The organism is Streptomyces sp. NPDC060002 (genome assembly GCF_042737245.1).
Taxonomy (GTDB): Bacteria; Actinomycetota; Actinomycetes; order Streptomycetales; family Streptomycetaceae; genus Streptomyces.
In genome coordinates this window covers 1-24476 of the sequence record NZ_JBHWUW010000049.1, presented here as the reverse complement: position 1 = coordinate 24476, position 24476 = coordinate 1, and the positions used below count along the sequence as shown (strand labels likewise).

The window sequence follows — 24476 nt, the reverse complement described above, 5'->3', positions numbered from 1 at the left end:
TGGAGGCCGCAGCCGTGTCAAAGCCGCCGTTCACGCACCTGCACGTCCACACCCAGTACTCGCTGCTGGACGGTGCCGCGCGGCTGAAGGACATGTTCGACGCGTGCAACGAGATGGGCATGACCCATATCGCCATGTCCGACCACGGCAACCTGCACGGGGCGTACGACTTCTTCCACACGGCCAAGAAGGCCGGAGTCACCCCGATCATCGGGATCGAGGCGTATGTCGCCCCCGAGTCGCGGCGCAACAAGCGCAAGATCCAGTGGGGCCAGCCGCACCAGAAGCGCGACGACGTCTCCGGTTCCGGCGGCTACACCCACAAGACGATCTGGGCGGCCAACGCGACGGGCCTGCACAACCTCTTCCGGCTCTCCTCGGACGCGTACGCCGAGGGCTGGCTCCAGAAGTGGCCCCGGATGGACAAGGAGACGATCTCCCAGTGGTCCGAGGGGCTGATCGCGTCCACCGGCTGCCCCTCCGGCGAGCTCCAGACCCGACTGCGCCTCGGCCAGTTCGACGAGGCGCTGAAGGCGGCCTCCGAGTACCAGGACATCTTCGGCAAGGACCGCTACTTCCTGGAGCTGATGGACCACGGCATCGAGATCGAGCGCCGGGTCCGCGACGGCCTCCTGGAGATCGGCAAGAAGCTCGGCATCCCGCCGCTGGTCACCAACGACTCGCACTACACGTACGCGCACGAGGCGACCGCGCACGACGCGCTGTTGTGCATCCAGACCGGCAAGAACCTCTCCGACCCGGACCGCTTCCGCTTCGACGGCACCGGCTACTACCTGAAGTCCACGGACGAGATGTACGCCATCGACTCCTCGGACGCCTGGCAGGAGGGCTGTGCCAACACCCTCCTGGTGGCCGAGCAGATCGACACCACCGGCATGTTCGAGGCGAGAAACCTCATGCCGAAGTTCGACATCCCCGACGGCTTCACCGAGGTCACCTGGTTCAAGGAGGAGGTCCGCCTGGGGATGGACCGCCGCTTCCCGGGCGGCGTCCCCGAGGACCGGCAGAAGCAGGTCGAGTACGAGATGGACGTCATCATCCAGATGGGGTTCCCCGGCTACTTCCTCGTCGTCGCCGACTTCATCATGTGGGCCAAGAACCAGGGCATCGCGGTCGGTCCGGGCCGTGGTTCCGCGGCCGGCTCGATCGTCGCCTACGCGATGGGCATCACCGACCTCGACCCGATCCCGCACGGCCTGATCTTCGAGCGGTTCCTCAACCCCGAGCGCGTCTCCATGCCCGATGTCGACATCGACTTCGACGAGCGCAGGCGCGTCGAGGTGATCCGGTACGTGACGGAGAAGTACGGCGCCGACAAGGTCGCCATGATCGGCACCTACGGCAAGATCAAGGCGAAGAACGCCATCAAGGACTCCGCGCGCGTGCTGGGCTACCCGTACGCCATGGGCGACCGCCTCACCAAGGCCATGCCCGCCGACGTCCTGGGCAAGGGCATCGACCTCAACGGCATCACCGACCCCTCGCACCCGCGTTACAGCGAGGCGGGCGAGATCCGCGCGATGTACGAGAACGAGCCGGACGTCAAGAAGGTCATCGACACCGCCAAGGGCGTCGAGGGCCTGGTCCGGCAGATGGGTGTGCACGCGGCAGGCGTGATCATGTCCAGCGAGCCGATCGTCGACCACGCCCCCATCTGGGTGCGGCACACGGACGGCGTGACCATCACCCAGTGGGACTACCCGCAGTGCGAGTCGCTCGGCCTGCTGAAGATGGACTTCCTCGGCCTGCGCAACCTGACGATCATGGACGACGCCGTCAAGATGGTGAAGTCCAACAAGGGCATCGATCTCGACCTGCTGGCCCTGCCGCTCGACGATCCGACGACCTTCGAACTGCTCCAGCGCGGTGAGACCCTCGGCGTCTTCCAGTTCGACGGCGGCCCGATGCGCTCGCTGCTGCGCCTGATGAAGCCCGACAACTTCGAAGACATCTCCGCCGTCTCGGCGCTCTACCGTCCCGGCCCGATGGGCATGGACTCGCACACCAACTACGCGCTCCGCAAGAACAAGCTCCAGGAGATCACCCCGATCCACAAGGAGCTCGAGGAGCCGCTCGAAGAGGTCCTGGCCGTCACCTACGGCCTGATCGTCTACCAGGAGCAGGTGCAGAAGGCCGCCCAGATCATCGCCGGGTACTCGCTCGGCGAGGCGGACATCCTCCGCCGCGTGATGGGCAAGAAGAAGCCCGACGAGCTGGCGAAGAACTTCACCATCTTCCAGGCCGGCGCCAAGAAGAACGGCTACAGCGACGAGGCGATCAAGGCACTGTGGGACGTGCTGGTCCCCTTCGCCGGCTACGCCTTCAACAAGGCGCACTCCGCCGCGTACGGCCTGGTCTCGTACTGGACCGCCTACCTGAAGGCGAACCACCCCGCCGAGTACATGGCCGGACTGCTCACCTCGGTCAAGGACGACAAGGACAAGTCGGCCGTCTATCTCAACGAGTGCCGGCGCATGGGCATCAAGGTGCTCCCGCCGAACGTCAACGAGTCGGTGCACAACTTCGCCGCGCAGGGCGACGACGTGATCCTCTTCGGCCTCGAAGCCGTGCGCAACGTCGGCACGAACGTGGTGGAGTCGATCATCAGGAGCCGCAAGGCCAAGGGCAAGTACGGCTCCTTCCCCGACTACCTCGACAAGGTCGAGGCGGTCGCGTGCAACAAGCGCACCACGGAGTCGCTGATCAAGGCGGGCGCGTTCGACACCCTGGGGCACACCCGCAAGGGCCTCACCGCGCACTTCGAGCCGATGATCGACAACGTGGTCGCGGTCAAGCGCAAGGAGGCCGAGGGCCAGTTCGACCTCTTCGGCGGCATGGGCGAGGAGGAGACGAGCGAGCCCGGCTTCGGACTCGACGTCGAGTTCACGACCGACGAGTGGGAGAAGACGTATCTGCTCGCCCAGGAGCGGGAGATGCTCGGTCTGTACGTCTCCGACCACCCGCTCTTCGGCCTGGAGCACGTGCTGTCCGACAAGGCCGACGCGGGCATCGCCCAGCTCACCGGAGGCGAGCACGCGGACGGCGCGGTCGTCACCATCGGCGGCATCATCTCCGGTCTCCAGCGGAAGATGACCAAGCAGGGCAACGCCTGGGCGATCGCCACCGTCGAGGACCTCGCGGGCTCCATCGAGTGCATGTTCTTCCCGGCGACCTACCAGCTCGTCTCGACCCAACTCGTCGAGGACGCCGTCGTCTTCGTCAAGGGCCGCCTCGACAAGCGGGAGGACGTGCCGCGGCTCGTCGCCATGGAGCTCCAGGTCCCCGACCTGTCCAACGCGGGCACCAACGCCCCCGTGATCCTCACCATCCCGGCCACCCGGGTCACCCCGCCGATGATCAACCGCCTCGGGGAGATCCTCACCCACCACCGGGGTGACAGCGAGGTCCGGATCAGGCTCCAGGGCCCGACCAAGACGACCGTCCTGCGTCTCGACCGGCACCGGGTCAAGCCCGACCCCGCGCTGTTCGGTGATCTGAAGGTGCTGCTCGGCCCGTCCTGCCTGGCCGGCTGAGCGCGGCCGAAGCCGGGAGACGACGGGGGAATTCGAGGAAGACACGCACCGAGGGGCGCATCCGGTACCGGATGCGCCCCTCGGTGCGTCCGAGCCGCAACGGCCCGTCGCCTGGATGTCAGTTGTGGCCGAATCGCTTCTGCCGGCCCTTGCGGGCGACGTCGGCGGGCGTCACCTGTGCGATGCGCTGCTCGGCCTGCGACTCCATCGAGGACTGCTGGGCCGCCTGCTGGCCGCGCTCGGACTGCGGCTGTTTACGTTCCTGCTTCTTGTTCTTGGCCATGGTGATCTGCCTCCTGGGAGGATCTGAGGGCCATCGACGGGACCAGACTCACATAGGCTGACTTACAACGCATTTCGGATAATTACCGTCTGTAACGGGGGTTGTCGGAGCGCAAGCCCCCGAAACGCCACGCCGAAGATCGAGTTCCGGCCGTTAACCTCCGCGCGGTCGGGCAGACTCGAAGAAAGCCCGAAGCAAACCTCCGGGAAAGAGGGTGAGTCGTGTGGACCGCTGCATCGTCCTGGTGGACGCCGGGTATCTGCTGGGAGCCGCCGCCAGCCTCCTCGCCGGAGAGCCCTCGCGATCGAGGATCACCGTCGACCACTCCGCCCTCGTCCAGGGCCTGCGCGAACAGGCCGAGTCCGAGACCGAGCGGCCGCTGCTGCGCATCTACTGGTTCGACGGCGCCCCGGACCGCGTACCCCAGCCCGAGCACCGCAGACTGCGCGTGATGCCCCGGGTGACCGTCCGGCTGGGGGCGCTTACCCGCAGCGACGGCCGCTGGGCGCAGAAGGGCGTCGACGCCGCCATGCACGCCGAGCTGACCGAGCTGGCCCGTAACCGCGCCTGCTCCGACGTCGTCCTCGTCACCGGCGACGGCGATCTGCTGCCCGGCATGATGGCAGCCAAGGAGCACGGCGTCGCCGTCCACCTGTGGGCCGTCCAGGCCGCCGACGGCGACTACAACCAGTCCGAGGACCTGGTCGCCGAGGCCGACGAACGGCGCGTCCTGGACCGCACCTGGATCACCAAGGCCGTACGCGCGAAGGACCTCGGCGGGACCTGCGCGCCGCCGCCCGTGCCCCGGCCCGAGATCGCCGCGATCCTCTCCGCGCCGCTGCCCGACTCCGGCCTCGCCCGCGCCGCCGAGCGGACCGTCGACGAGACCGAGCACCCCTCCGGGGCCGGCCCCTCCGAGAACGGCGCCGAGGAGCGCGTTGCCGCCCCGAAGGGGGGCGTGCCGACCCCCAAGGACCTGGCCGCCCTGCGCGCACCCGGCGCCCAGGCCGTCCAGCACCCCACCACCGCGACCCTGCGCTGGTCCTCCGACAAGGGCTGGGTCGACCGTCCCGGGATCGCCGCCGAGCCCTCCGAGGTCGCCGCGATGCCGACGCTCGCGCAGCTCACCACGGCCGAGCAGCGGTGGGCCGACCGCGAGGAGGACATCACCACCGTCGGCGGAGACCCGTACGAGGTGGGGCAGGTCTTCGCGCGCCGGTGGATGGGGCGCCTCGGCGAGCAGGGCCAGCTCCAGAAGCTGTCGGGCATGTACCCGCGGATCCCGCACCGCATCGACGGCGAGCTGCTGAGGTACGCGGCCCGCTTCGGACTGCTCGCCCACAAGGACGACCAGATCGACGAACACGACCGGTACGCCATCCGGGCGGGATTCTGGCGCGAGATCGACGTACGGACGGCCGCCGAGCACGCTCCGGCCGGGGACTGAACCGTCCGCCCGGGACGCCCCGACGGCGTACGGCGGTCCGTGACCCCGTAGTCTCGTCCTTTGTGAGTACGCGCGCGGCACCGCCCATTCGGCACAGGGACGAGGTCGTGTGTGCCGTGCGCGGGCTGACCAAGACCTACCGGGCGGTCCGCGGCCGGCGCGGCACTCCCGCGACACCCGAGGTCCGGGCCACCGACGACGTACGCCTGGACATCCGGCGCGGTGAGATCTTCGGGCTGCTCGGGCCGAACGGCGCCGGGAAGACGACCCTCGTACGGCAGATGACCGGGCTGATGCGGCCCGACACGGGCAGCGTGGAGATCCTCGGGCACGACATCGTGCGCCACCCCGAGCGGGCCGCGCGGATCCTCGCCTACCTCGGACAGGAGTCCACCGCCCTCGACGAACTCACCGTCTCGCTGGCCGCCGAGACCACCGGACGGCTGCGCGGCCTCGACGTGCGCGCGGCGCGCCGGGAGCGGGACGCCGTCCTCGACGAGCTGGGTCTCACGCCGATCGCCGGACGGCCGCTGCGCAAGCTGTCCGGCGGACAGCGGCGGCTGGCCTGCTTCGCGTCCGTGCTGGTGGGGGAGCGGCCCCTGCTCGTGCTGGACGAACCGACCACCGGCATGGACCCGGTGGCACGGCGGGCCGTGTGGGCCTCCGTGGACCGGCGGCGGGCCGAGCGCGGGACGACCGTGCTGCTCGTCACCCACAACGTCATCGAGGCGGAGACCGTCCTCGACCGGGTCGCCGTCCTCGACCAGGGCCGGGTCATCGCCTGCGACACCCCCACGGGGCTCAAGGAACAGGTCGCCGACGAAGTGCGGGTGGAACTGGTGTGGCGGGAGCGGGCGCCGCTGGACGTGCCCGAGGTCGCCGCGCTGCGCGAGCGGGCCGTGGAGTCGGGCCGTCGCTGGACACTGCGGCTGGCGCCCGACGAGGCCCGCGCGGTCGTCGCCACCGTCACCGGAGGAGCCGCCTTCGCCGCCCTGGACGACTTCACCCTGGCCACACCGAGCCTGGAGGACGTCTATCTGGCGCTGGGCGGGGCGGCGCGGCAGGGGCTGGTGCGGGCATGAGGGCGCCGAGAGCGCGGGGCGCAGAGGTGAGCGCGCGAGCCTCCGGGCCCGTATGGGACGGTAGGGGCACCGTAGGGAAGAGGAGCAACGTCACGTGAGTGTCGTACCCGCCGAGGTTCTGCCGGGAAGCGCCCGGGCCGTCACACAGACCGTGCCCCGCGCCGCCGCCGCCGAGCTGGCCCCCCGCGCGCGGCTGTGGCCTTCGCTGGTGGCCGTGTACCGGGCGCAGCTGTCCCGGGCCCGGGTCGCGCGCATCCCGCTGCTGTTCGTGGCGACCTTCCAGTCGGTCGGCATCCTGATCATGATGCGCGGCGTGGTGGACGGGGGCCGCGAGGCGGAGGCCGTGGTGGCGGGCTCCGCGGTCCTCGTCGTCGCGTTCGTCGCGCTGAACCTGCTCGCGCAGTACTTCGGACAGCTGCGGGCGAGCGGCGGACTGGATCACTACGCGACCCTTCCGGTGCCGCCGGCGGCCGTGGTGCTCGGGGCGGCGGGGGCGTACGCGTCCTTCACCGTGCCGGGGACCCTGGTGACCGCGGTCTTCGGATGCGTGCTGTTCGGGCTGCCCTTCACCCATCTGTGGGTGCTCGTTGCCGTGATCCCGCTGGCCGGCGCCGCGCTGTCCGGGCTCGGCGCGGCCTTCGGGCTGCTCGCGCCGCGGCCGGAGCTGGCCACCGTGCTGGGGCAGCTCGGCATGTCGGCCGCGCTGCTGCTGGGGGTGCTGCCGCCGGACCGGATGCCGGAGGCGGTGCGGTTCGCCCGCGATCTGCTGCCGTCGACGTACGGGGTCGAGGCGTTCGCCCGGACCTTCCGGGCCAGTCCCGACTGGGCGTTCGTCCTCGGTGACCTCGCCGTGTGCGCCGGTGTCGGCGTCGTATCGCTGGCCGTCGCCACCTGGGCGTACCGCCGAGCCGCCGTCCGGTGACGCGCGGTACAGGCGCGCCTGGCACGATGTCAGGGTGACCGCACCGCTGACTCCGCCTCCGCCGCCGCACGATCCGTCTCCGCACGCGGCCTGGCCGCCGTCGCCCGGCGGGTACGCGGGGATGGCCGCCGCGCCCCATGACGTCGCGTACGGACAGGACGGGCCCGGCATGAAGACCGAACTGCGGGAGGCCGCCGTGATCACGGTGGCGGTCGCGCTCGCCGGGGCGCTGCTCGGGCTGCTGTGGGTGTGGCTGGCGCCGAAGGTGCCGCTCGTCGGTGATCTGGTGGACGACAGCTGGGTCGTCTACTTCAAGGACACCGAGGGGGAGCAGGCGATCGGCGTGGACGGCACGTTCACGCTGCTGGCCCTGGCGTGCGGGGCCGTGAGCGCGGCTGCCGTGTTCCTGTGGCGGCGCCGTGGTGGAGTGCCGCTGGTGATCGCCCTCGCCGTCGGGGGGTTCCTCGGGTCGTTGCTGGCGTGGCGGCTGGGGGTGTGGCTGGGGCCCGACTCCGATGTGATCGCGCATGCGCAGTCGGCGGGCAAGGGGGTCGCGTTCTCGGCTCCGCTGAAGCTCGGGGCCAAGGGGGCGCTGCTGGCGTGGTCGTTCGCCGCGGCGCTGGTGCATCTGGGGCTCACTGCGTTGTTCGGGCCTCGGGATCCTGATCCGTATCAGGCGCACATGGGTGTGCCCAAGGACGGGTACGGGGCACCGATGGCCTAGGGGCGGGTTTCTCGCCCCCGCCGCCCTTTCCCGTTCTGCTCCTGGGGGCTGCTTCCGTTCCTGGGGGCTGCCCCCGGACCCACGCTTTCGCCCCGAACGGCCTCGTCCTCAAGCTCCCCCGGAGGGGGACCCCCCGGACGGGCTGACTAGGGGCGGGCGATCGGGGAGAGGGTTGCTCCTGTGAGGCCGGCCAGGTCCGTCGGGGTGAGTTCTACCTCCAGGCCTCTGCGGCCTGCCGAGACGCAGATCGTGGGGTGGGCCGAGGCCGAGGCGTCCAGGACCGTGGGGAGCTTCTTGCGCTGGCCCAGCGGGGAGATGCCGCCTCGGACGTACCCCGTGGTGCGTTCCGCGAGGGTGGGGTCGGCCATAGCCGCCCGTTTTCCGCCCACCGCCGACGCCAGGGCCTTCAGGTCCAGGGAGCCGGCCACCGGGACCACGGCCACCGTCAGGGCGCCGTCCACCTCCGCGACCAGGGTCTTGAAGACCCGGTCGGGGGAGACGCCCATCGCCTCGGCCGCCTCCTCGCCGTAGGACGGGTGGCTCGGGTCGTGGTCGTAGGCGTGGACCGTGAAGTCCACGCCCGCCGCCGTCAGGGCCACCGTCGCGGGCGTGCCCGCGGACTGCTGCTGCTTCCTCGGCTTCTTCGCCACGCGGGCCTTCAGTTGAGACTCGTCGGGCCGCGCGTCAGGTCCGACGCGGGCAGCGAGGGCAGGCTGCGGATGATCGAGGTCTCCGCGCGCAGCAGCTTCAGCTCGTCCCGCAGGCGGGAGGCTGTGTCGGGGGCCTGGAGCAGGCGCTGCTTGGTCGGGGTGTCCAGCATCATCGCGGCCGCCACCAGGTACGACACCACCGACGGGTCGTCCGGGAGATCGGCGCCGGTGGTCAGTGAGCGTTCGCGGGCGCCCGCCAGGCGCTTCTGGTACTGGCGGAAGGCGCGCAGCACGCCTTCCGCGAGGGCGCCCGCCTCGTCGCCCGGGTCCTCGGGCAGTTCCTGGAGCTCGGCGGTCAGGAACGGGCCCGACGCGTCCACCGACAGCAGCTTCACGCGGGTCGTGCCCGTCGCCAGCACCTCGAAGGTGCCGTCGGCGCGCTCGCGGATCGTCGCCGCGTCGGCCACACAGCCGACGTCGTGGAACGCCTTGAGCGGGGCGTCGCCGAAGCCGGCCGCGGGGCCGCGCTCGGGCAGCGCGGTCTGGTCGGGCAGGCCGGGGGAGCTGGGGGCCACCTCATGGCCGTCGCGGATGGCCACGACGGCGAACCGGCGTGATTCGTCCTCGGGGGTCTTCAACAGGTCGCGCATCATGGCGCGATAGCGCTCCTCGAAGACGTTGAGCGGGAGCACGAGCCCCGGGAACAACGCCGAGTTCAGCGGGAAGAGCGGCAGACGGACGGTGGTCACGACGCAGAAGCCTAATGGTCCCTGGGGTGGGCTCGTTCGCCGTGCCCGATCCCTGGATGCCAGGGGGGCTGTCCGGACGGTCCGGAGCGCACTTCCTCGCGCACGGCCAGGAAGTGGCCGAGCGGGTCGTCCGACAGCCGGCCCCAGGGGAAGGACGTGGCGTACGGGCCGATCAGGCGCAGTTGCGCGAGGGCGTCGTCGCGGCGGTCCAGGCGGACCAGGACGTACGTCAGCACATTGCGGATCTCGGCCGGCCACGGGTCGACGGACGGGAAACGGGCGGAGAGCGCGATGGCGCGGTCGGCCGCCGCGTCCAGTCGCTCGCGCGGCACCTCGGGCCCGCAGCCGTCGGTCAGGTACGCGAAGGCGGCCCGCGTCGGCAGCGCCTGGACGAGGGAGCCGGCCGGCGCGTCCTGCGCGGCCCGGTCGGCGAAGTCGAAGCACTCCCGGTGGGAGCCGTGCCACGACTCGGCCAGATAGCGCTTGGCGGCGACATGGCAGCCGTAGTGGTGCGGGGCGCGCCGGACCGCGGCCGACCACAGTTCGCCGAAGTACTTGTGCCCGGCGCGCGTGCCGCGGGCGTGGTCCAGGGCGATCCGCCACGGCACCGGGTCGCGGACGTCGCTCTGCGCGGCGGCCGTGATCAGCGGGCTCACCTCGCGCAGCAGCTCGGCCCGGGCCGGTGAGTGCCAGGCCCGGTAGACCGCGAGCTGGGCGGTGACGAGCAGCACGTCCGGGTCGCGCGGGGCGGCGGCGCGCCACTCCTCGAACCACTCCGACCGGGAGTGCGCGAAGGACGCCAGCCGGGTCGCGTACCGGTCGCGGTACTCCCACTCGGCGCGTTCCCTGGTCCGGGCCATGAGCTGGGCGGCGGGTGCGTAGGCGCCCAGGCCGGCGGCGACCAGGGCGGGACCGAGTCGGTCGTCGGGCACGTCGAGGAGCACCTCGTCGTCGGCGGGGAGCCCGGCGGCGCTGTGGGGGGCGGCGGCGTTCCGTGCCGCCCGGGATGTCCGGGAGGCGCGGATGAACGGGGGCAGCAGAGCCATGGTGCCGACCATTGAAAAGCCGCAGGTTCACATTGCGCCAGAGGCTTCGGAGACCTTCACGAAAGTTGTACACCGTACGGTCAAGGGACGGTAAAAGGTGACCGTGCGGCGACTGTCGGTGAGCTTCTCGCGTCGCCGGTCATCCCCGGCGCAGCAGTCGCGTGGCCCCCGCCGCCACCGTCGTCGCCAAAATCCAGCCCAGCAGGATCAGCGCCGACGACAGCCACTGCCAGCCCCCGCGCAGCTGCCACTCGCCGACCTGCCCGAGGTCGATGACCGGCAGCAGCAGGTCGAGGGCGAAGAGGGCGGGATTCCAGGGCGGGTGCCCGTCCCGGTGGACGGGCGGATGCGCGGCGTGCGCGAAGGCCAGCGAACTCGCCGCCCACAGCACCGCCATCCACACCGCCGCGCGGCCCGGCCGGTAACCGTAGGCGACCGTCCAGTCCTGGACGTAGCCCCAGAGCTTCGCGGCCGGCGGCAGGGTCTCGCGGCGCCGCCGCTGCTTGGCCAGCAGCACCTCGCGGGCGTCCTCGTCCTCCCCGCCGGTCCGCAGCACGGCGGCCAGCCGTTCGTACGGCTCCGGGGCGTACTCCGCGGTCGCCGCGGTCACCCAGCGCAGCCGCTCGGCCAGCGGGAACGGGCCCTGCGGCACCAGGTTCTCGTACGCGAAGCCGCCCATGTGCACACTGCCGGGGCCCGGCCAGGCGCTCGCCCGGTCGACCAGGTTGATCACCCGGGCGCCCGACAGCACGACCTTGCCGCGCGGCGGCCGTTCCCCGAGGAAACGCAGCTCGGGCGTCTGCACCCGGCGCAGCGACAGCTCCTGGTCCTCCGTGAACACGAACCGGGCCCGCTCCAGGTCCACGGCGTCCCCGAACCGCCCGTCGTCCAGGCGCACCCCGCCCCGGCACTCGAAGCGCTGGATGCGGGTCCCGCGCGCGGGTGTCGTGCCGCTCAGCGCCTGGCCGCCGACGCCGGCCGGGGTCAGGTACAGCGAGCGCTCCACCGTCAGCTGGGGCGCGTTCAGCGCGAGCCGCGTGTACGGGTTGGCCAGCCGCGCCCCGCGCAGGCTCAGCGACACGCCGATCTTGGCGCTGCGCAGGCTCAGCTCGCCGTGCGATTCGAGCAGCTCGGCCTGGAGGTCCTGGCCGACCGTCATGCCGTCGGCGGCGATCGAGCGGCCGCTGCGGTCGCGGTAGACGATCGCCTGGTTGAGCAGCAGGTCCGTGCCGATGTGCGCGTCGGTGAGCCGGACGCCGTTGTGGAAGCGGCAGCGGGGCAGGTGCAGATCGCCCTCGGTGTGCACCCGGGCGGCCTCCAGGCGCGGCACCGAGCAGTCCACCATCCGCAGGGTGGTGAACCGCGCCTCCGGCAGCAGCACCTCCCGCTCGAACCGGCAGCGCTTCATCTCCAGGTACGGCACCACCGTGCCGCCCGCGAGGTCCAGGGTGCCGCTGATCTGTACGCCCGCCAGCTTCAGCGAGGCGACCCGGCCGGCCAGCGCGGGGGGCCCGGCCAGCAGCAGCCAGGCGACGATCCGCGCCCGCACGGTCCGCGACTCCCCCCACGGATGCCCGCCGTGCGGGTCGTCGACGACCGTGTCCCCGCTGCTCAGGTCGTACACGCTGCCGTTGCGGAAGGCCTGCCACATGCCGGCCTCGGCGGCGGTCAGGTCGTCCGGCAGATCTCCCGGGTCGTTTCCCGTACGGACGGCCGCTCCCTCGGTCACACCATGCACCCCCTTCGTCACCCGCAGATTCGCACAACTGTTCATGCCCGGTGAGTGACCCCCCGAACGCTAGACGTGAAGGTGATCCTCCGGATCGCGGCCAGGTTCTGTATCAGCCATTGATACGCGCGGACGACGCCCGATCCCGGTCTGAGAGAATTGACGGCGTGATCTCCCGAATCGATCTGCGCGGCGACGCCCTCCCCGAGGGACCCGCCCTGCGCGACCTGCTGCCCCGAGCCGACTTCGACGTCTCGGCCGCCCTCGAGAAGGTGCGTCCGATCTGCGAGGCCGTGCATCATCGGGGCGACGCGGCGCTGATCGACTTCGCCGAGAAGTTCGACGGCGTGCGGCTGGAATCCGTACGCGTGCCGGCGCGGGCCCTCGCCGAGGCGCTGGAGCGGCTCGACCCGGCCGTCCGCGCGGCCCTGGAGGAGTCCATCCGCCGCGCCCGTCTCGTCCACCGCGAGCAGCGCCGTACGACGCACACGACCCAGGTCGTGCCCGGCGGGTCCGTGACCGAGAAGTGGGTGCCGGTCGATCGGGTCGGGCTGTACGCGCCCGGCGGCCGGTCGGTCTACCCGTCCTCCGTGGTCATGAACGTCGTCCCGGCCCAGGAGGCCGGCGTGGAGTCGATCGCGCTCGCCTCGCCGGCGCAGGCCGAGTTCGACGGCCTTCCGCACCCGACGATCCTCGCCGCGTGCGCCCTGCTCGGCGTCGACGAGGTGTACGCGGCCGGTGGCGCGACCGCCGTCGCGATGTTCGCGTACGGCACCGAGTCCTGCGCGCCCGCCAACATGGTCACCGGCCCCGGCAACATCTGGGTCGCCGCCGCCAAGCGCTACTTCGCCGGCAAGATCGGGATCGACGCCGAGGCGGGACCGACCGAGATCGCCGTCCTCGCGGACTCCACCGCCGACGCCGTCCACGTCGCCGCCGACCTGATCAGCCAGGCCGAGCACGATCCGCTGGCGGCCGCCGTCCTGGTCACCGACTCCGCCGAGCTGGCGGACGCGGTCGCGAAGGAACTGGAACCGCAGGTCGCGGCCACCAAGCACGTCGAGGACCGGATCGTCCCGGCGCTCGCCGGCCGGCAGTCGGCGATCGTGCTGGTCGACGGCGTCGAAGAGGGCCTGCGGGTGGTCGACGCGTACGGCGCCGAGCACCTGGAGATCCAGACGGCCGACGCCGCCGCCGTGGCCGACCGGGTGAGGAACGCGGGCGCGATCTTCGTCGGCCCCTGGGCGCCGGTGTCCCTGGGCGACTACGCGGCCGGGTCCAACCACGTGCTGCCGACGGGCGGCTGCGCCTGCCACTCATCCGGGCTGTCCGTGCAGTCGTTCCTCCGGGGCATCCACATCGTCGACTACACGCGGGACGCGCTGGCCGAGGTCGCGCACCACGTGGTGACGCTGGCCGAGGCGGAGGACCTGCCCGCGCACGGCGCGGCGATCAAGGCGCGGTTCGACTGGAAGGTACCGACGAGCAAGTGAGCTTCGGAATCGACGATCTCCCCGTACGGGACGAGCTGCGCGGCAAGTCCCCCTACGGCGCGCCCCAGTTGGACGTCCCCGTACGGCTGAACACCAACGAGAACCCCTACCCGCTGCCCGAGCCGCTCGTCGAGCGGATCGCGGAGCGGGTGCGCGAGGCCGCACGGAACCTCAACCGCTACCCGGACCGGGACGCCGTCGAGCTGCGCACGCGGCTCGCCGAATACCTGACGGACACCTCCGGGTACGCGGTCGGCCCGGCGAACGTGTGGGCCGCCAACGGCTCCAACGAGGTCATCCAGCAACTGCTCCAGACCTTCGGCGGACCGGGCCGTACCGCGATCGGCTTCGAACCGTCGTACTCGATGCACGGGCTCATCGCGCGCGGCACGGGAACCGGCTGGATCGCGGGTCCCCGCGACGAGGACTTCACCATCGACCTGGCGGCGGCCGAGCAGGCCATCGCCGCGCACCGGCCCGACGTCGTCTTCATCACCACCCCCAACAACCCCACCGGCACCGCGGTCCCGGCCGAGACGGTCCTCGCGCTGTACGAGGCCGCGCAGGCCGCCAGGCCGTCGATGGTGGTCGTGGACGAGGCGTACATCGAGTTCAGCCACGGCGACTCCTTGCTGCCGCTGCTCGAAGGTCGGCCGAATCTCGTCGTCTCGCGCACCATGTCGAAGGCCTTCGGCGCGGCCGGCCTGCGCCTCGGTTACCTCGCCGCGCACCCGGCGGTCGTGGACGCCGTCCAGCTCGTCCGGCTGCCCTACCACCTGTCGGCCGTCACCCAGGCGACGGCGCTGGCCGCCCTGGAGCACACCGAGACGCTGCTGAAGTACGTCGAGCAGCTCAAGTCGGAGCGGGACCGGCTGGTGAGCGAGCTGCTCGCGATCGGCTACGAGGTCACGGCGTCCGACGCCAACTTCGTGCAGTTCGGGCGGTTCGCAGACGCCCACGAGGTCTGGCGGCAGATCCTCGACCGGGGCGTCCTGGTCCGGGACAACGGTGTGCCCGGCTGGCTGCGCGTCACCGCCGGAACCCCCGAAGAGAACGACGCGTTCCTCGACGCGGTCCGTGAGTTGCAGTGTTTCGTGGGGGGCACCCCCACGCCCCCGAAGGAGCAGAGCGCATGAACCGCGTAGGACGTGTAGAGCGCACGACGAAGGAGACGTCGGTCCTCGTCGAGATCAACCTCGACGGCACCGGCAAGGTCGATGTGTCGACCGGTGTCGGCTTCTACGACCACATGCTGGACCAGCTCGGCCGGCACGGTCTGTTCGACCTGACCGTGAAGACCGACGGCGACCTGCACATCGACTCCCACCACACCATCGAGGACACCGCCCTCGCGCTCGGCGCCGCCTTCAAGCAGGCCCTCGGCGACAAGGTGGGCATCTACCGCTTCGGCAACTGCACGGTCCCGCTGGACGAGTCCCTCGCCCAGGTCACCGTCGACCTCTCCGGCCGGCCCTACCTCGTGCACACCGAGCCCGAGAAGATGGCGCCGATGATCGGCGAGTACGACACCACGATGACCCGGCACATCCTGGAGTCCTTCGTCGCCCAGGCGCAGATCGCGCTGCACGTGCACGTGCCCTACGGACGCAACGCGCACCACATCGTGGAGTGCCAGTTCAAGGCGCTGGCCCGGGCCCTGCGCTACGCCTGCGAGCGCGACCCGCGCGCGGTGGGCATCCTCCCCTCCACGAAGGGCGCCCTGTAGAGCCATGAGCGGACTGTCGACCATCCTGATCGTCGTCGGCCTCTTCCTGGCCGGCGGCATCTACTCGTTCGTCAAGCAACAGATGCCGAAGAGCCTGATCGTGCTGCTCTCGATCGGCGCCGCGATGTGCCTCGTCGCCGGCGTCGTGCGGCTGGAGGTGTGGAATTGAGCACCGCTTCGAAAAGCCCGAAGAAGGTCGTCGTCTTCGACTACGGCTTCGGCAACGTCCGTTCCGCCGAGCGGGCCCTCGCGCGCACCGGGGCCGACGTCGAGATCACGCGTGACTTCGACACGGCCATGAACGCCGACGGGCTGCTGGTACCGGGCGTCGGCGCCTTCGCCGCCTGCATGCGAGGCCTGAAGGAGGCCCGCGGCGACTGGATCATCGGCCGCAGGCTGTCCGGCGGGCGCCCGGTGATGGGCATCTGCGTCGGCATGCAGATCCTGTTCGCGCGGGGCATCGAGCACGGCGTGGAGACCGAGGGCCTCGACGAGTGGCCCGGCGCGGTCGAGCCGCTCCAGGCCGGGATCGTGCCCCACATGGGCTGGAACACCGTCGACGCTCCGGCCGACTCCGAGCTGTTCGCCGGGCTGGACGCGGACGCGCGTTTCTACTTCGTGCACTCCTACGCCGTGCAGGACTGGTCCCTCGACGTGCACAACCCGCTGCTGCGGGCGCCGAAGGTGACCTGGTCGACGCACGGCAAGCCGTTCGTGGCCGCCGTGGAGAACGGCGCCCTGTGGGCCACGCAGTTCCACCCCGAGAAGTCCGGCGACGCCGGAGCCCAGCTCCTCACCAACTGGATCGGAACACTGTGAGCAAGCTCGAACTCCTCCCCGCCGTCGACGTCCGCGACGGCCAGGCCGTCCGCCTCGTGCACGGCGAGTCGGGCACCGAGACCTCCTACGGCTCCCCGCTCGAGGCCGCCCTCGCCTGGCAGCGCTCGGGCGCCGAGTGGCTGCACCTGGTCGACCTGGACGCCGCGTTCGGCACCGGCGACAACCGCGCGCTGATCGCCGAGGTCGCGCGCGCGATGGACATCAAGGTGGAGCTGTCCGGCGGCATCCGCGACGACGACACCCTCGCCGCCGCCCTGGCCACCGGCTGCACCCGGGTGAACCTGGGCACGGCCGCCCTGGAGACCCCCGAGTGGGTCGCCAAGGTCATCGCCGAGCACGGCGACAAGATCGCGGTCGGCCTGGACGTACGGGGCACGACCCTGCGCGGCCGCGGCTGGACCCGCGACGGCGGCGACCTCTACGAGACGCTGGCGCGTCTCGACAAGGAGGGCTGCGCGCGCTACGTCGTCACCGACATCGCCAAGGACGGCACACTCCAGGGCCCGAACCTGGAGCTGCTGAAGAACGTCTGCGCCGTGACGGACCGGCCGGTCGTGGCGTCGGGCGGGGTGTCCTCCCTCGACGACCTGCGGGCCATCGCCGAGCTGGTGCCCCTCGGCGTCGAGGGCTCCATCGTCGGCAAGGCCCTGTACGCCGAGGCGTTCACCCTGGAAGAGGCGCTGGAGGCGGTCGCCCAGTGAGCGAGGTCCGACGTGTGACGACCGGCGCACCCTGGGAGGAGACCTTCGGGTACTCCCGCGCGGTGGAGCTGCCGAACGGCCTGGTGCTGGTCTCCGGCTGCACCTCGATCGTGGACGGCGAGATCGCCGGCGGCGGTCCGTACGAGCAGACGGTCAACGCCTTCAACGTCGCGTTCGCGGCGCTGGAGCAGCTGGGCCTCGGGCGCGACGACGTCGTGCGCACGCGCCTGTACCTCACCCACGCGCGGGACGTGGACGACGTCGGACGCGCCCACAAGGAGCTGTTCGACTCCGTCCGGCCCGCCGCGTCCATGCTCATCGTCTCCGGCCTCGTGGACCCCAGCCTGGTCGTCGAGGTCGAGGTGGAGGCCTATCGAGGAGGGTCCTCGGCATGACCCTCGCCGTACGAGTCATCCCCTGCCTGGACGTGGACAACGGCCGGGTCGTCAAGGGCGTCAACTTCCAGAACCTGCGCGACGCGGGCGACCCCGTCGAGATGGCCAAGGTGTACGACGCCGAGGGCGCCGACGAGCTGACGTTCCTGGACATCACCGCCTCGTCGGGCAACCGCGAGACGACCTACGACGTGGTGCGCCGCACCGCCGAGCAGGTCTTCATCCCGCTGACCGTCGGCGGCGGGGTGCGCGCCCCCGAGGACGTCGACAAGCTGCTGCGGGCCGGCGCGGACAAGGTGGGCGTCAACACGGCGGCCATCGCCCGCCCGGAACTGATCAAGGAGATCGCCGAGCGGTTCGGCAGCCAGGTGCTGGTGCTCTCGGTGGACGCCCGGCGGACCCCCGCGGGGACCTTCGAGGTGACGACCCACGGCGGCCGCCGGGGCACGGGCATCGACGCCGTCGAGTGGGCGCACCGCGCGGCCGAGCTGGGCGCGGGCGAGATCCTGCTCAACTCGATGGACGCGGACGGCACGAAGGACGGCTACGACCTGGAGATGATCGCCGCCGTCCGCAGGCACGTGACGGTCCCGGTGATCGCCTCCGGCGGCGCCGGCAAGCTCGCCGACTTCCCGCCGGCCGTCGAGGCGGGCGCGGACGCGGTGCTCGCCGCGTCGGTGTTCCACTTCGGCGATCTGCGGATCGGCCAGGTCAAGGACGCGCTGCGAGGGGCGGGTCACCCGGTGAGGTGACGCCGTCTGCTGCGGAGCGAGCCCCGGTCGCCCGACGGGTGCCGGGGCTCTTGCTTGCGCAGTGGTGACAGCACAGCCTCATCGAGGAGGCCGGGACGCAGAGCGCGGACGGCCGGGAACGCCGGGGGCAGCCTTCCTCGTACGGCGTGTGCATCCGCGACAAGGACTTCCGGGACGCATGAGAGGGGCCGGGCCGCCGACGCCGCGGGCGACACCGAGGGGCGGGAGAACGTCACGCTGCACGTGTACGGATTCCCGCTCCGCATCCGAGGTCCCGTTCCGCATCTGAGGGAGACCACCTCCGTGACCGTCACCGCGCCTGTCACACCCGCACGGGCCGACGCCGAGCGCCCCGCCCATCGCGACGGCAACGTCCTGCGCTGGCTCGCCGCCTACACGGCATCGATGATCGGCGACAACGTCTACTACCTCACGCTGTCCTGGGCGGCCGTACGAGCCGGTTCCCCCGCGCAGGCGGGCCTGGTGATGACGGTGAGTGCCGTGCCGCGGGCGCTGCTGATGCTGGGCGGGGGAGTGATCGCCGACCGGTTCGGGCCGCGCCGGGTGGTCATCGGCAGTGACGCCGTGCGCTGCGCGGCCGTCCTCACCGTGGCCGTCCTGTGCTTCTCCACCGACCCCGGGCTGTGGCCGCTGGCGGCGCTCGCCGTGGCCTTCGGCACGGTCGACGCCGTGTTCGTACCGGCCGTGGGCGCTCTCCCCGCGCGCGTGACCGGCCGGAGCCAACTCGCGCGCGTGCAGGGCATGCGGGGCCTCGGGGCCCGGCTGGCGAGTGTCGTCGGAGGCCCGCTCGGCGGTCTCGGGGTGGCCCTGGGCGGTGCGGCGACCGCCTTCGGGCTGGCCGCGCTGCTGATCGCCGTGTCGATACCGCTGCTGGTGTCCGTACGCGTGCGGGAACTGCCGGCGGACGACAGGCCGGGGGAGCTGCCCGCCGGGGACACGGCGGGGGCCGTCGGAAAGGGGGAGCTGTCCGGCGACCGGGCGCGGGGCGTCGGAGAGCGGGAGTCCTCGGCCGCCGACCGGGGGCGGGGTGTTGGGGAGCGGGATTTCCCGGGCGGCGACCGGGGGCGGGGTGTTGGGGAGCGGGATTTCCCGGGCGGCGACCGGGGGCGGGGTGTTGGGGAGCGGGATTTCCCGGGCGGCGACCGGGCGCGAGGTGTTGGAGAGCGGGAGTCCTCGGCCGCCGACCGGGGGCGGGGTGTTGGGGAGCGGGACTTCCCGGGCGACGACCGGGGGCGGGGTGTTGGGGAGCGGGACTTCCCGGGCGACGACCGGGGGTGGGGCGTCGGAGAGCGGGAGTCCTCGGCCGCCGACCGGGCGGAAGCCGTCGAGCTGCGCGATCCGTCCGTCGAGGAGCAGTTCGTGGCCGTCGGGCCTCGCGATCCGTCCGTCGAGGAGCAGTCCGTGGCCGTCGGGTCCCGCGATCCGTCCGGCGAGTCGGCGGTGGCCCGCGGCGGCACCGCCTGGCGGGATCTGGTGGGCGGTCTGCGCTATGTCCGCGGCCACCGTGTCCTCGCCCCGCTGATGCTGGTCATCGCGCTCGGAGACCTCGGCTTCGTCGGGCCGCTCAACGTGGGACTGGCCCTGCTCGCCGACGAACGCGGCTGGGGCGCCTCAGGGATGGGCTGGACGCTCGCCGGGTTCGGCGCCGGCGCGGGGACCGCCTCCCTGCTGCTGGCCGTGCGCGGGCGCGTGCCGCACGCCGGGCAGGTCGCGGCCTACGCGATCCTCGCGGGCTCCGTCGCGATCGGCGCCCTCGCCTACGCGCCGGGCGTCCTCGCGGCCGTCGGCACCGCCGTACTCGTCGGACTGCTCGCCGGACTCAGCGGCGCCCTGTGCGCGGCCCTGCTGCAGACCCGGTCGGACCCCGCCTACCTGGGCCGCGTCACCGCCGTCGCGAGTCTGGTCAGCCTCGGACTCGCTCCCCTCGGCATGCCGTTGTCCGCCGCGGCCATCGGCGTCTGGGGCACCGGCCCGGTCTTCGTCGTCAGCGCGGTGGTCTGCGGGCTCGGAGGCGTGGTGATCCTGTGCTTCGGGCACCTGCGCCGTGCCGAACTGCCCCGCTGACCCCCTCACGCCTTCGGCTGAGCCAGCTGCACCAGGTTGCCCACCGTGTCGTCCAGGACGGCCGCGACGACCGGACCCTGGTCCTGCGGGGGATGGGTGAAGCGCACACCCAGCCGCCGCAGCCGCTCGTACTCCGCATCGAGGTCGTCGACCGAGAAGACGATGCACGGCAGCCCCGCCTCCCGCAGGGCCGCCCGGTACGGCTCCGCGATGGGGCCCTGGCCGGGCTCCAGCAGCAGCTGGAGATCCCGCTGGGCCCCTTCCGCCGCGCCCACGGTGACGAACAGCGTGCCCTCGCCGAGATCCATGTGCAGACGCGTCTCGAACCCCAGGACCTCGGTGTAGAACGCGTGGGCCTTCGTGACGTCGTCGACGTACACGCTCGTCATGGCGACCTTGATCATGTGCGGTCCTCTCAGATCCCGAGCTGCTTGCCGCCGTGCAGCCGGGTGATCGCGTCCTTCTCGCCGTCCAGCTCCACCTCGGCGGCGCTCTGCCGGCCGTACAGGAAGAGCAGCAGTTCCGACGGCTCCCCGGTGGCCGTCACGACCGGCGTGCCCCGGTTGGCGACCGCCGTACGGCCGTCCGGGCGCCGCAGCACCAGGCCGGTCGGGGCGCCGCGGCCCATCAGGCGGGCGGTGCGCTCCAGGCGGGACCACAGGGCGTCCTGGAAGACCGGGTCGAGCGCGCGCGGTGTCCACTCGGGCCGGGCGCGGCGGACGTCCTCGGTGTGGACGTAGAACTCGATCGTGTTGGACGCCTCGTCGAGCTGCTTGAGCTGGAAGGGCGAGAAGCGCGGCGGACCCGTGCGGATCAGCTGGATCAGCTCCTCGTACGGCTTGGCGGCGAACTCCTCCATCACCTTGTCCAGGCGGGAGGCGAGCTGCTTGATCAGGAGGCCCCCGGCGGCGTCCGGGCGGCGCTCGCGCACCACCACGTGCGCGGCCAGGTCCCGGGTCTGCCAGCCCTCGCACAGGGTCGGAGCCTCGGGGCCCGCCGTTTCCAAGAGGTCGGCGAGAAGGAGTCGTTCACGCTTGGCGAAAGTCGACATGCCGTCAGCCTACGACCGAGGGGAAGGTCCGCCCAGTGGACACGGCCCGTCACCGTCAGTGGCGGGCGGCACAATGGCAGACATGACCAGCACGCCCCAGCCCGCCCGTCGCCCCACCACCGCCCCCGCCTCGCCCCACAGTTCCCCGTCCGGTCACCTCGCCCCCGAGATCGCCGCGCGCCTCAAGCGCGGTGCCGACGGGCTCGTCCCCGCCATCGCCCAGCAGTACGACACCGGTGAGGTGCTCATGCTCGGCTGGATGGACGACGAGGCGCTGCACCGCACGCTCACCACCGGCCGCTGCACCTACTGGTCGCGCAGCCGCCAGGAGTACTGGGTCAAGGGCGACACCTCCGGCCACTTCCAGTGGGTCAGGTCCGTGTCCCTCGACTGCGACGCCGACACCGTGCTCGTCAAGGTCGACCAGGTGGGAGCCGCCTGCCACACCGGCGCCCGCACCTGCTTCGACGCCGATGTGCTGATCGAGAACGCCGATTCCGGCGTACCCGCCACGGATCAGTAAGGTCAGCCGCCATGGACCTCGAGACGTTCCGCAAGCTGGCCACCGACCGCCGCGTCGTTCCGGTCACCCGCAAGCTCCTCGCCGACGGCGACACCCCGGTCGCGCTCTACCGCAAGCTCGCCGCCGAGCGCACCGGCACCTTCCTGCTGGAGTCCGCGGAGAACGGCCGCTCCTGGTCCCGGTACTCCTTCGTGGGCGTCCGCAGCGCCGCCACGCTCACCGCGCGCGACGGCCACGCCCACTGGCTCGGCACCCCGCCCGTGGGCGTCCCGCGGGACGGCGACCCGCTCGCCGCCCTGCGCGCCACCATCGAGACCCTCCACACGCCCCACGAGGAGGGCCTGCCGCCCTTCACCGGCGGCATGGTCGGCTACCTCGGCTACGACATCGTGCGCCGCCTGGAGAGGATCGGACCCGGCGAGCGCGACGACCTGCGGCTGCCCGAGCTGACCATGCTTCTGACCAGCGACCTCGCCGTCATGGACCACTGGGAGGGCTCCGTCCTGCTGATCGCCAACGCGATCAACCACAACGACCTCGACACGGGCGTCGACGAGGCCTACACGGACGCGATTGCCCGCCTGGACGCCATGGAGGCCGACCTCTCCCGCCCGGTGGCCCAGCCCCCGGCCGTCCTCCCGCCCTCCGAACTCCCCGAGTACAGCGCCCTGTGGGGCGGCCCCGACTTCCAGAGGGCCGTCGAGGACATCAAGGAGCGCATCCGCGCGGGCGAGGCCTTCCAGGTCGTCCCCTCCCAGCGCTTCGAGACGGCGTGCACGGCGAGCGCGCTGGACGTCTACCGGGTGCTGCGGGCGACGAACCCGTCCCCGTACATGTACCTGTTCCGCTTCGACGGCTTCGACGTCGTGGGCTCCTCCCCGGAAGCCCTCGTCAAGGTCGAGGACGGGCACGCCATGGTCCACCCCATCGCCGGCACCCGGCACCGCGGGGCCACCCCGCAGGAGGACCAGGCCCTCGCCGACGAACTGCTCGCCGACCCCAAGGAGCGCGCCGAGCACCTCATGCTCGTCGACCTCGGCCGCAACGACCTGGGCCGGGTCTGCGAACCGGGCTCGGTCGAGGTCGTCGACTTCATGTCCGTCGAGCGGTACTCGCACGTGATGCACATCGTCTCGACGGTCACCGGGAAGGTCGCGGCGGGCCGCACCGCCTTCGACGTCCTCACCGCCTGCTTCCCCGCCGGCACCCTCTCCGGCGCCCCCAAGCCGCGCGCCATGCAGATCATCGACGAACTGGAGCCGTCCCGACGCGGCCTGTACGGCGGCTGCGTGGGCTACCTGGACTTCGCGGGCGACTCCGACACCGCCATCGCCATCCGTACGGCCCTCCTGCGCGACGGCACCGCCTACGTCCAGGCCGGCGCGGGCATCGTCGCCGACTCCGACCCGGTCGCCGAGGACCAGGAGTGCCGCAACAAGGCGGCGGCGGTCCTGCGCGCCGTCCACACCGCCAACCGACTGGCGAAATAGGGCGCTTCCGGGCGGACGGGCGGGGCAGATTTCGAAGATAGGACGCGTCTCACGTGAACCCCGGGTGACGGTTCGCCCGGGGTTCAGGCGATAGTGGAGTACGTGACTGCCGTTCCGCACCCCCGATCCGAAGCCGCCGCCCCCGCCGGGTCCGGCCGCCGGAGCCTCGCGCTCGCCCTGCTGTTCGGCGCGCTGGGCTCGGCGGTGACCCTGCTGTCCACCCGGCAGCGCTGGTCGGAGGGCACGGCCACGGTGGCCGGCGGCGCCTTCCCGCTGACCGCCAGGGGCAGCGACGTCACGGGCGTGCCCGCGGCGCTCGCCATAGCGGCCCTCGCCGCGCTCGTCGCCGTCTTCGCCGTCCGCAGGACCGGCCGCTTCGCGGTCTCCGCGCTGCTCGCGCTCTCCGGCGCCGGCATCACGGCCGCCTCCCTGTTCGGCGCCTCCGACGGCTCCGCGCTCGACGAGCAGGCCGCCCGGGCCTCCGGCGACACCTCGGCGACCGTCGCCTCCTTCACCCACACCGCCTGGCCCTACGCCGCGGCCGCGGGCGGCGCCCTGATCCTCCTGGCCGGCCTGCTCGCCCTGCGCTACGGCCGCCTGTGGCCCGCGATGTCCGGCCGCTACGAACGCGACGGCACCCCGCGGCCCCGGCGCGCGGCCAAGCCCCTCGACCCGGACCGGCCCGAGGACATGTGGAAGGCCCTGGACCGGGGCGAGGACCCGACGGGCGCGGATCCCGCCTGACCCGACCGCGCGCAGCCCGGTCCCCGTCCGGTCGCACGGTTCCCGATGTGGTGAATCAGACGCGACCGGAGGCCACCCCAGCGTCCGCCACGCCCGCGGGTACGGGACAATGGACGACGAGCGTCCGGCTCGGACGGACACAGAGACAGCAATGAGGAGCAAGTCATGGCGGGCAGCAGCCACGGACACACCCCGGCCGCCTGGACCGGTGTCATCATCGTCTTCATCGGGTTCACCGTCGCGGGCGCGTTCATGGTGATGGCCGAGCCGCTCGGCTTCTGGGCCGGCATGGTGATCGTGGCCCTCGGCGGTGTCGTCGGCGGCATCATGCGCGCGATGGGCCTCGGCATGCCGAAGGAAGCCCACCCGGTGCACCAGGTCACGACGACGGCGACCGCGACCCGCGAGCCGGCGAGCGCCGAGGCCTGAGCCCCGTACGACTTCGGCAGGACTTCCGCAGGACCGCGTGAGGGGCGGCCGGTGCACACCC

24 protein-coding genes and 3 pseudogenes are annotated in these 24476 nt (G+C 72.0%); 20 read left to right on the top strand and 7 right to left on the bottom strand.

Translation table 11 applies throughout. The features are described 5' to 3' along the window. The first annotated feature begins 14 nt into the window (after positions 1–14). Positions 15–3554 (top strand): DNA polymerase III subunit alpha, encoded by a 3540-nt coding sequence (gene dnaE / locus ACFWBD_RS32160; RefSeq protein WP_385674561.1) that lies wholly within the window; start codon positions 15–17, stop codon positions 3552–3554. Positions 3555–3672: 118 nt separating this feature from the next. On the opposite strand, the gene ACFWBD_RS32155 is transcribed toward dnaE, so the two are convergent. Next, the gene (locus tag ACFWBD_RS32155; RefSeq protein ID WP_020129908.1) at positions 3673–3837 is read right to left on the bottom strand and encodes a hypothetical protein; all 165 of its coding nucleotides are present in this window, start codon (positions 3835–3837) and stop codon (positions 3673–3675) included. Between the two features lie 223 nt (positions 3838–4060). Between ACFWBD_RS32155 and ACFWBD_RS32150 the strand changes: the two genes are divergently transcribed. The 4 genes from ACFWBD_RS32150 (at position 4061) to ACFWBD_RS32135 (ending at position 8012) form a co-directional block, all read left to right on the top strand. Beyond that, positions 4061–5284: an NYN domain-containing protein gene (locus tag ACFWBD_RS32150; protein WP_385674558.1), complete on the top strand. Its 1224-nt coding sequence runs from the start codon at positions 4061–4063 to the stop codon at positions 5282–5284. A 107-nt stretch (positions 5285–5391) separates the two neighbouring features. Further along, positions 5392–6366 carry an ABC transporter ATP-binding protein gene (locus ACFWBD_RS32145; RefSeq protein WP_351752535.1) on the top strand — a complete coding sequence of 325 codons (975 nt, stop codon included), beginning with the start codon at positions 5392–5394 and terminating at the stop codon, positions 6364–6366. A gap of 94 nt (positions 6367–6460) precedes the next feature. Then, positions 6461–7288 carry an ABC transporter permease gene (locus ACFWBD_RS32140; RefSeq protein ID WP_351752532.1) on the top strand — a complete coding sequence of 276 codons (828 nt, stop codon included), beginning with the start codon at positions 6461–6463 and terminating at the stop codon, positions 7286–7288. A gap of 34 nt (positions 7289–7322) precedes the next feature. After that, complete coding sequence (locus ACFWBD_RS32135) at positions 7323–8012, top strand: DUF2567 domain-containing protein (RefSeq protein WP_385674555.1); 690 nt, start codon at positions 7323–7325, stop codon at positions 8010–8012. A 146-nt stretch (positions 8013–8158) separates the two neighbouring features. Here the strand turns inward: ACFWBD_RS32135 and ybaK are convergent, their stop codons facing one another. The 4 genes from ybaK to ACFWBD_RS32115 form a co-directional block, all read right to left on the bottom strand. Then, the gene (ybaK, locus tag ACFWBD_RS32130) at positions 8159–8662 is read right to left on the bottom strand and encodes a Cys-tRNA(Pro) deacylase (RefSeq protein WP_385674552.1); all 504 of its coding nucleotides are present in this window, start codon (positions 8660–8662) and stop codon (positions 8159–8161) included. Positions 8663–8670: 8 nt separating this feature from the next. Beyond that, positions 8671–9411: an LON peptidase substrate-binding domain-containing protein gene (locus ACFWBD_RS32125; RefSeq protein ID WP_385674549.1), complete on the bottom strand. Its 741-nt coding sequence runs from the start codon at positions 9409–9411 to the stop codon at positions 8671–8673. An 11-nt stretch (positions 9412–9422) separates the two neighbouring features. Further along, on the bottom strand, positions 9423–10469 hold the full coding sequence (locus ACFWBD_RS32120; protein ID WP_385674546.1) for a hypothetical protein: 1047 nt from the start codon (positions 10467–10469) through the stop codon (positions 9423–9425). 127 nt (positions 10470–10596) lie between these two features. Continuing rightward, complete coding sequence (locus ACFWBD_RS32115; protein ID WP_385674543.1) at positions 10597–12186, bottom strand: oxidoreductase; 1590 nt, start codon at positions 12184–12186, stop codon at positions 10597–10599. Positions 12187–12353: 167 nt separating this feature from the next. Here ACFWBD_RS32115 and hisD point away from each other — a divergent pair, with 167 nt between their 5' ends. The 11 genes and pseudogenes from hisD to ACFWBD_RS32060 form a co-directional block, all read left to right on the top strand. After that, a complete protein-coding gene (gene hisD / locus ACFWBD_RS32110; protein ID WP_385674539.1) occupies positions 12354–13679 on the top strand; it encodes a histidinol dehydrogenase in 1326 nt (441 codons plus the stop codon). After that, on the top strand, positions 13676–14815 hold the full coding sequence (locus ACFWBD_RS32105; protein ID WP_385674536.1) for a histidinol-phosphate transaminase: 1140 nt from the start codon (positions 13676–13678) through the stop codon (positions 14813–14815). The genes hisD and ACFWBD_RS32105 overlap by 4 nt, the downstream gene beginning before the upstream one ends. Continuing rightward, positions 14812–15405: an imidazoleglycerol-phosphate dehydratase HisB gene (gene hisB, locus ACFWBD_RS32100; protein WP_385674533.1), complete on the top strand. Its 594-nt coding sequence runs from the start codon at positions 14812–14814 to the stop codon at positions 15403–15405. The genes ACFWBD_RS32105 and hisB overlap by 4 nt, the downstream gene beginning before the upstream one ends. Before the next feature lie 4 nt (positions 15406–15409). After that, a complete protein-coding gene (locus tag ACFWBD_RS32095; protein ID WP_355707124.1) occupies positions 15410–15574 on the top strand; it encodes a hypothetical protein in 165 nt (54 codons plus the stop codon). After that, a complete protein-coding gene (gene hisH / locus ACFWBD_RS32090; RefSeq protein WP_385674530.1) occupies positions 15565–16224 on the top strand; it encodes an imidazole glycerol phosphate synthase subunit HisH in 660 nt (219 codons plus the stop codon). Before ACFWBD_RS32095 ends, hisH begins: the two co-directional genes overlap by 10 nt. After that, on the top strand, positions 16221–16946 hold the full coding sequence (gene priA / locus ACFWBD_RS32085) for a bifunctional 1-(5-phosphoribosyl)-5-((5-phosphoribosylamino)methylideneamino)imidazole-4-carboxamide isomerase/phosphoribosylanthranilate isomerase PriA (RefSeq protein ID WP_385674527.1): 726 nt from the start codon (positions 16221–16223) through the stop codon (positions 16944–16946). The genes hisH and priA overlap by 4 nt, the downstream gene beginning before the upstream one ends. Continuing rightward, complete coding sequence (locus ACFWBD_RS32080; RefSeq protein ID WP_385674524.1) at positions 16943–17341, top strand: RidA family protein; 399 nt, start codon at positions 16943–16945, stop codon at positions 17339–17341. The genes priA and ACFWBD_RS32080 overlap by 4 nt, the downstream gene beginning before the upstream one ends. Beyond that, positions 17338–18093 carry an imidazole glycerol phosphate synthase subunit HisF gene (gene hisF, locus ACFWBD_RS32075; RefSeq protein WP_385674521.1) on the top strand — a complete coding sequence of 252 codons (756 nt, stop codon included), beginning with the start codon at positions 17338–17340 and terminating at the stop codon, positions 18091–18093. The genes ACFWBD_RS32080 and hisF overlap by 4 nt, the downstream gene beginning before the upstream one ends. 68 nt (positions 18094–18161) lie before the next feature. Continuing rightward, positions 18162–18360: pseudogene (locus tag ACFWBD_RS32070) on the top strand (hypothetical protein); the annotation flags it as partial. A 138-nt stretch (positions 18361–18498) separates the two neighbouring features. Next, a pseudogene (locus ACFWBD_RS32065) lies at positions 18499–18984 on the top strand (MFS transporter); the annotation flags it as partial. A 573-nt stretch (positions 18985–19557) separates the two neighbouring features. Continuing rightward, positions 19558–20178: pseudogene (locus tag ACFWBD_RS32060) on the top strand (MFS transporter); the annotation flags it as partial. Positions 20179–20183: 5 nt separating this feature from the next. Here the strand turns inward: ACFWBD_RS32060 and ACFWBD_RS32055 are convergent. Further along, complete coding sequence (locus tag ACFWBD_RS32055; RefSeq protein WP_385674518.1) at positions 20184–20582, bottom strand: VOC family protein; 399 nt, start codon at positions 20580–20582, stop codon at positions 20184–20186. 11 nt (positions 20583–20593) lie between these two features. Next, complete coding sequence (locus tag ACFWBD_RS32050; protein ID WP_385674515.1) at positions 20594–21229, bottom strand: TIGR03085 family metal-binding protein; 636 nt, start codon at positions 21227–21229, stop codon at positions 20594–20596. A gap of 82 nt (positions 21230–21311) precedes the next feature. On the opposite strand from ACFWBD_RS32050, the gene hisI reads away from it, so the two are divergent. The 4 genes from hisI (at position 21312) to ACFWBD_RS32030 (ending at position 24415) form a co-directional block, all read left to right on the top strand. Beyond that, on the top strand, positions 21312–21752 hold the full coding sequence (gene hisI / locus ACFWBD_RS32045) for a phosphoribosyl-AMP cyclohydrolase (RefSeq protein ID WP_385674512.1): 441 nt from the start codon (positions 21312–21314) through the stop codon (positions 21750–21752). Positions 21753–21763: 11 nt separating this feature from the next. After that, positions 21764–23242, top strand: a complete 1479-nt coding sequence (locus ACFWBD_RS32040) for an anthranilate synthase component I (RefSeq protein WP_385674509.1) — start codon at positions 21764–21766, stop codon at positions 23240–23242. Between the two features lie 93 nt (positions 23243–23335). Further along, on the top strand, positions 23336–23986 hold the full coding sequence (locus ACFWBD_RS32035; RefSeq protein ID WP_385674506.1) for a TIGR02234 family membrane protein: 651 nt from the start codon (positions 23336–23338) through the stop codon (positions 23984–23986). Between the two features lie 165 nt (positions 23987–24151). Beyond that, positions 24152–24415, top strand: coding sequence for an HGxxPAAW family protein (locus ACFWBD_RS32030; RefSeq protein ID WP_385674503.1), 264 nt, complete (start codon positions 24152–24154; stop codon positions 24413–24415). Positions 24416–24476 lie beyond the last annotated feature (61 nt).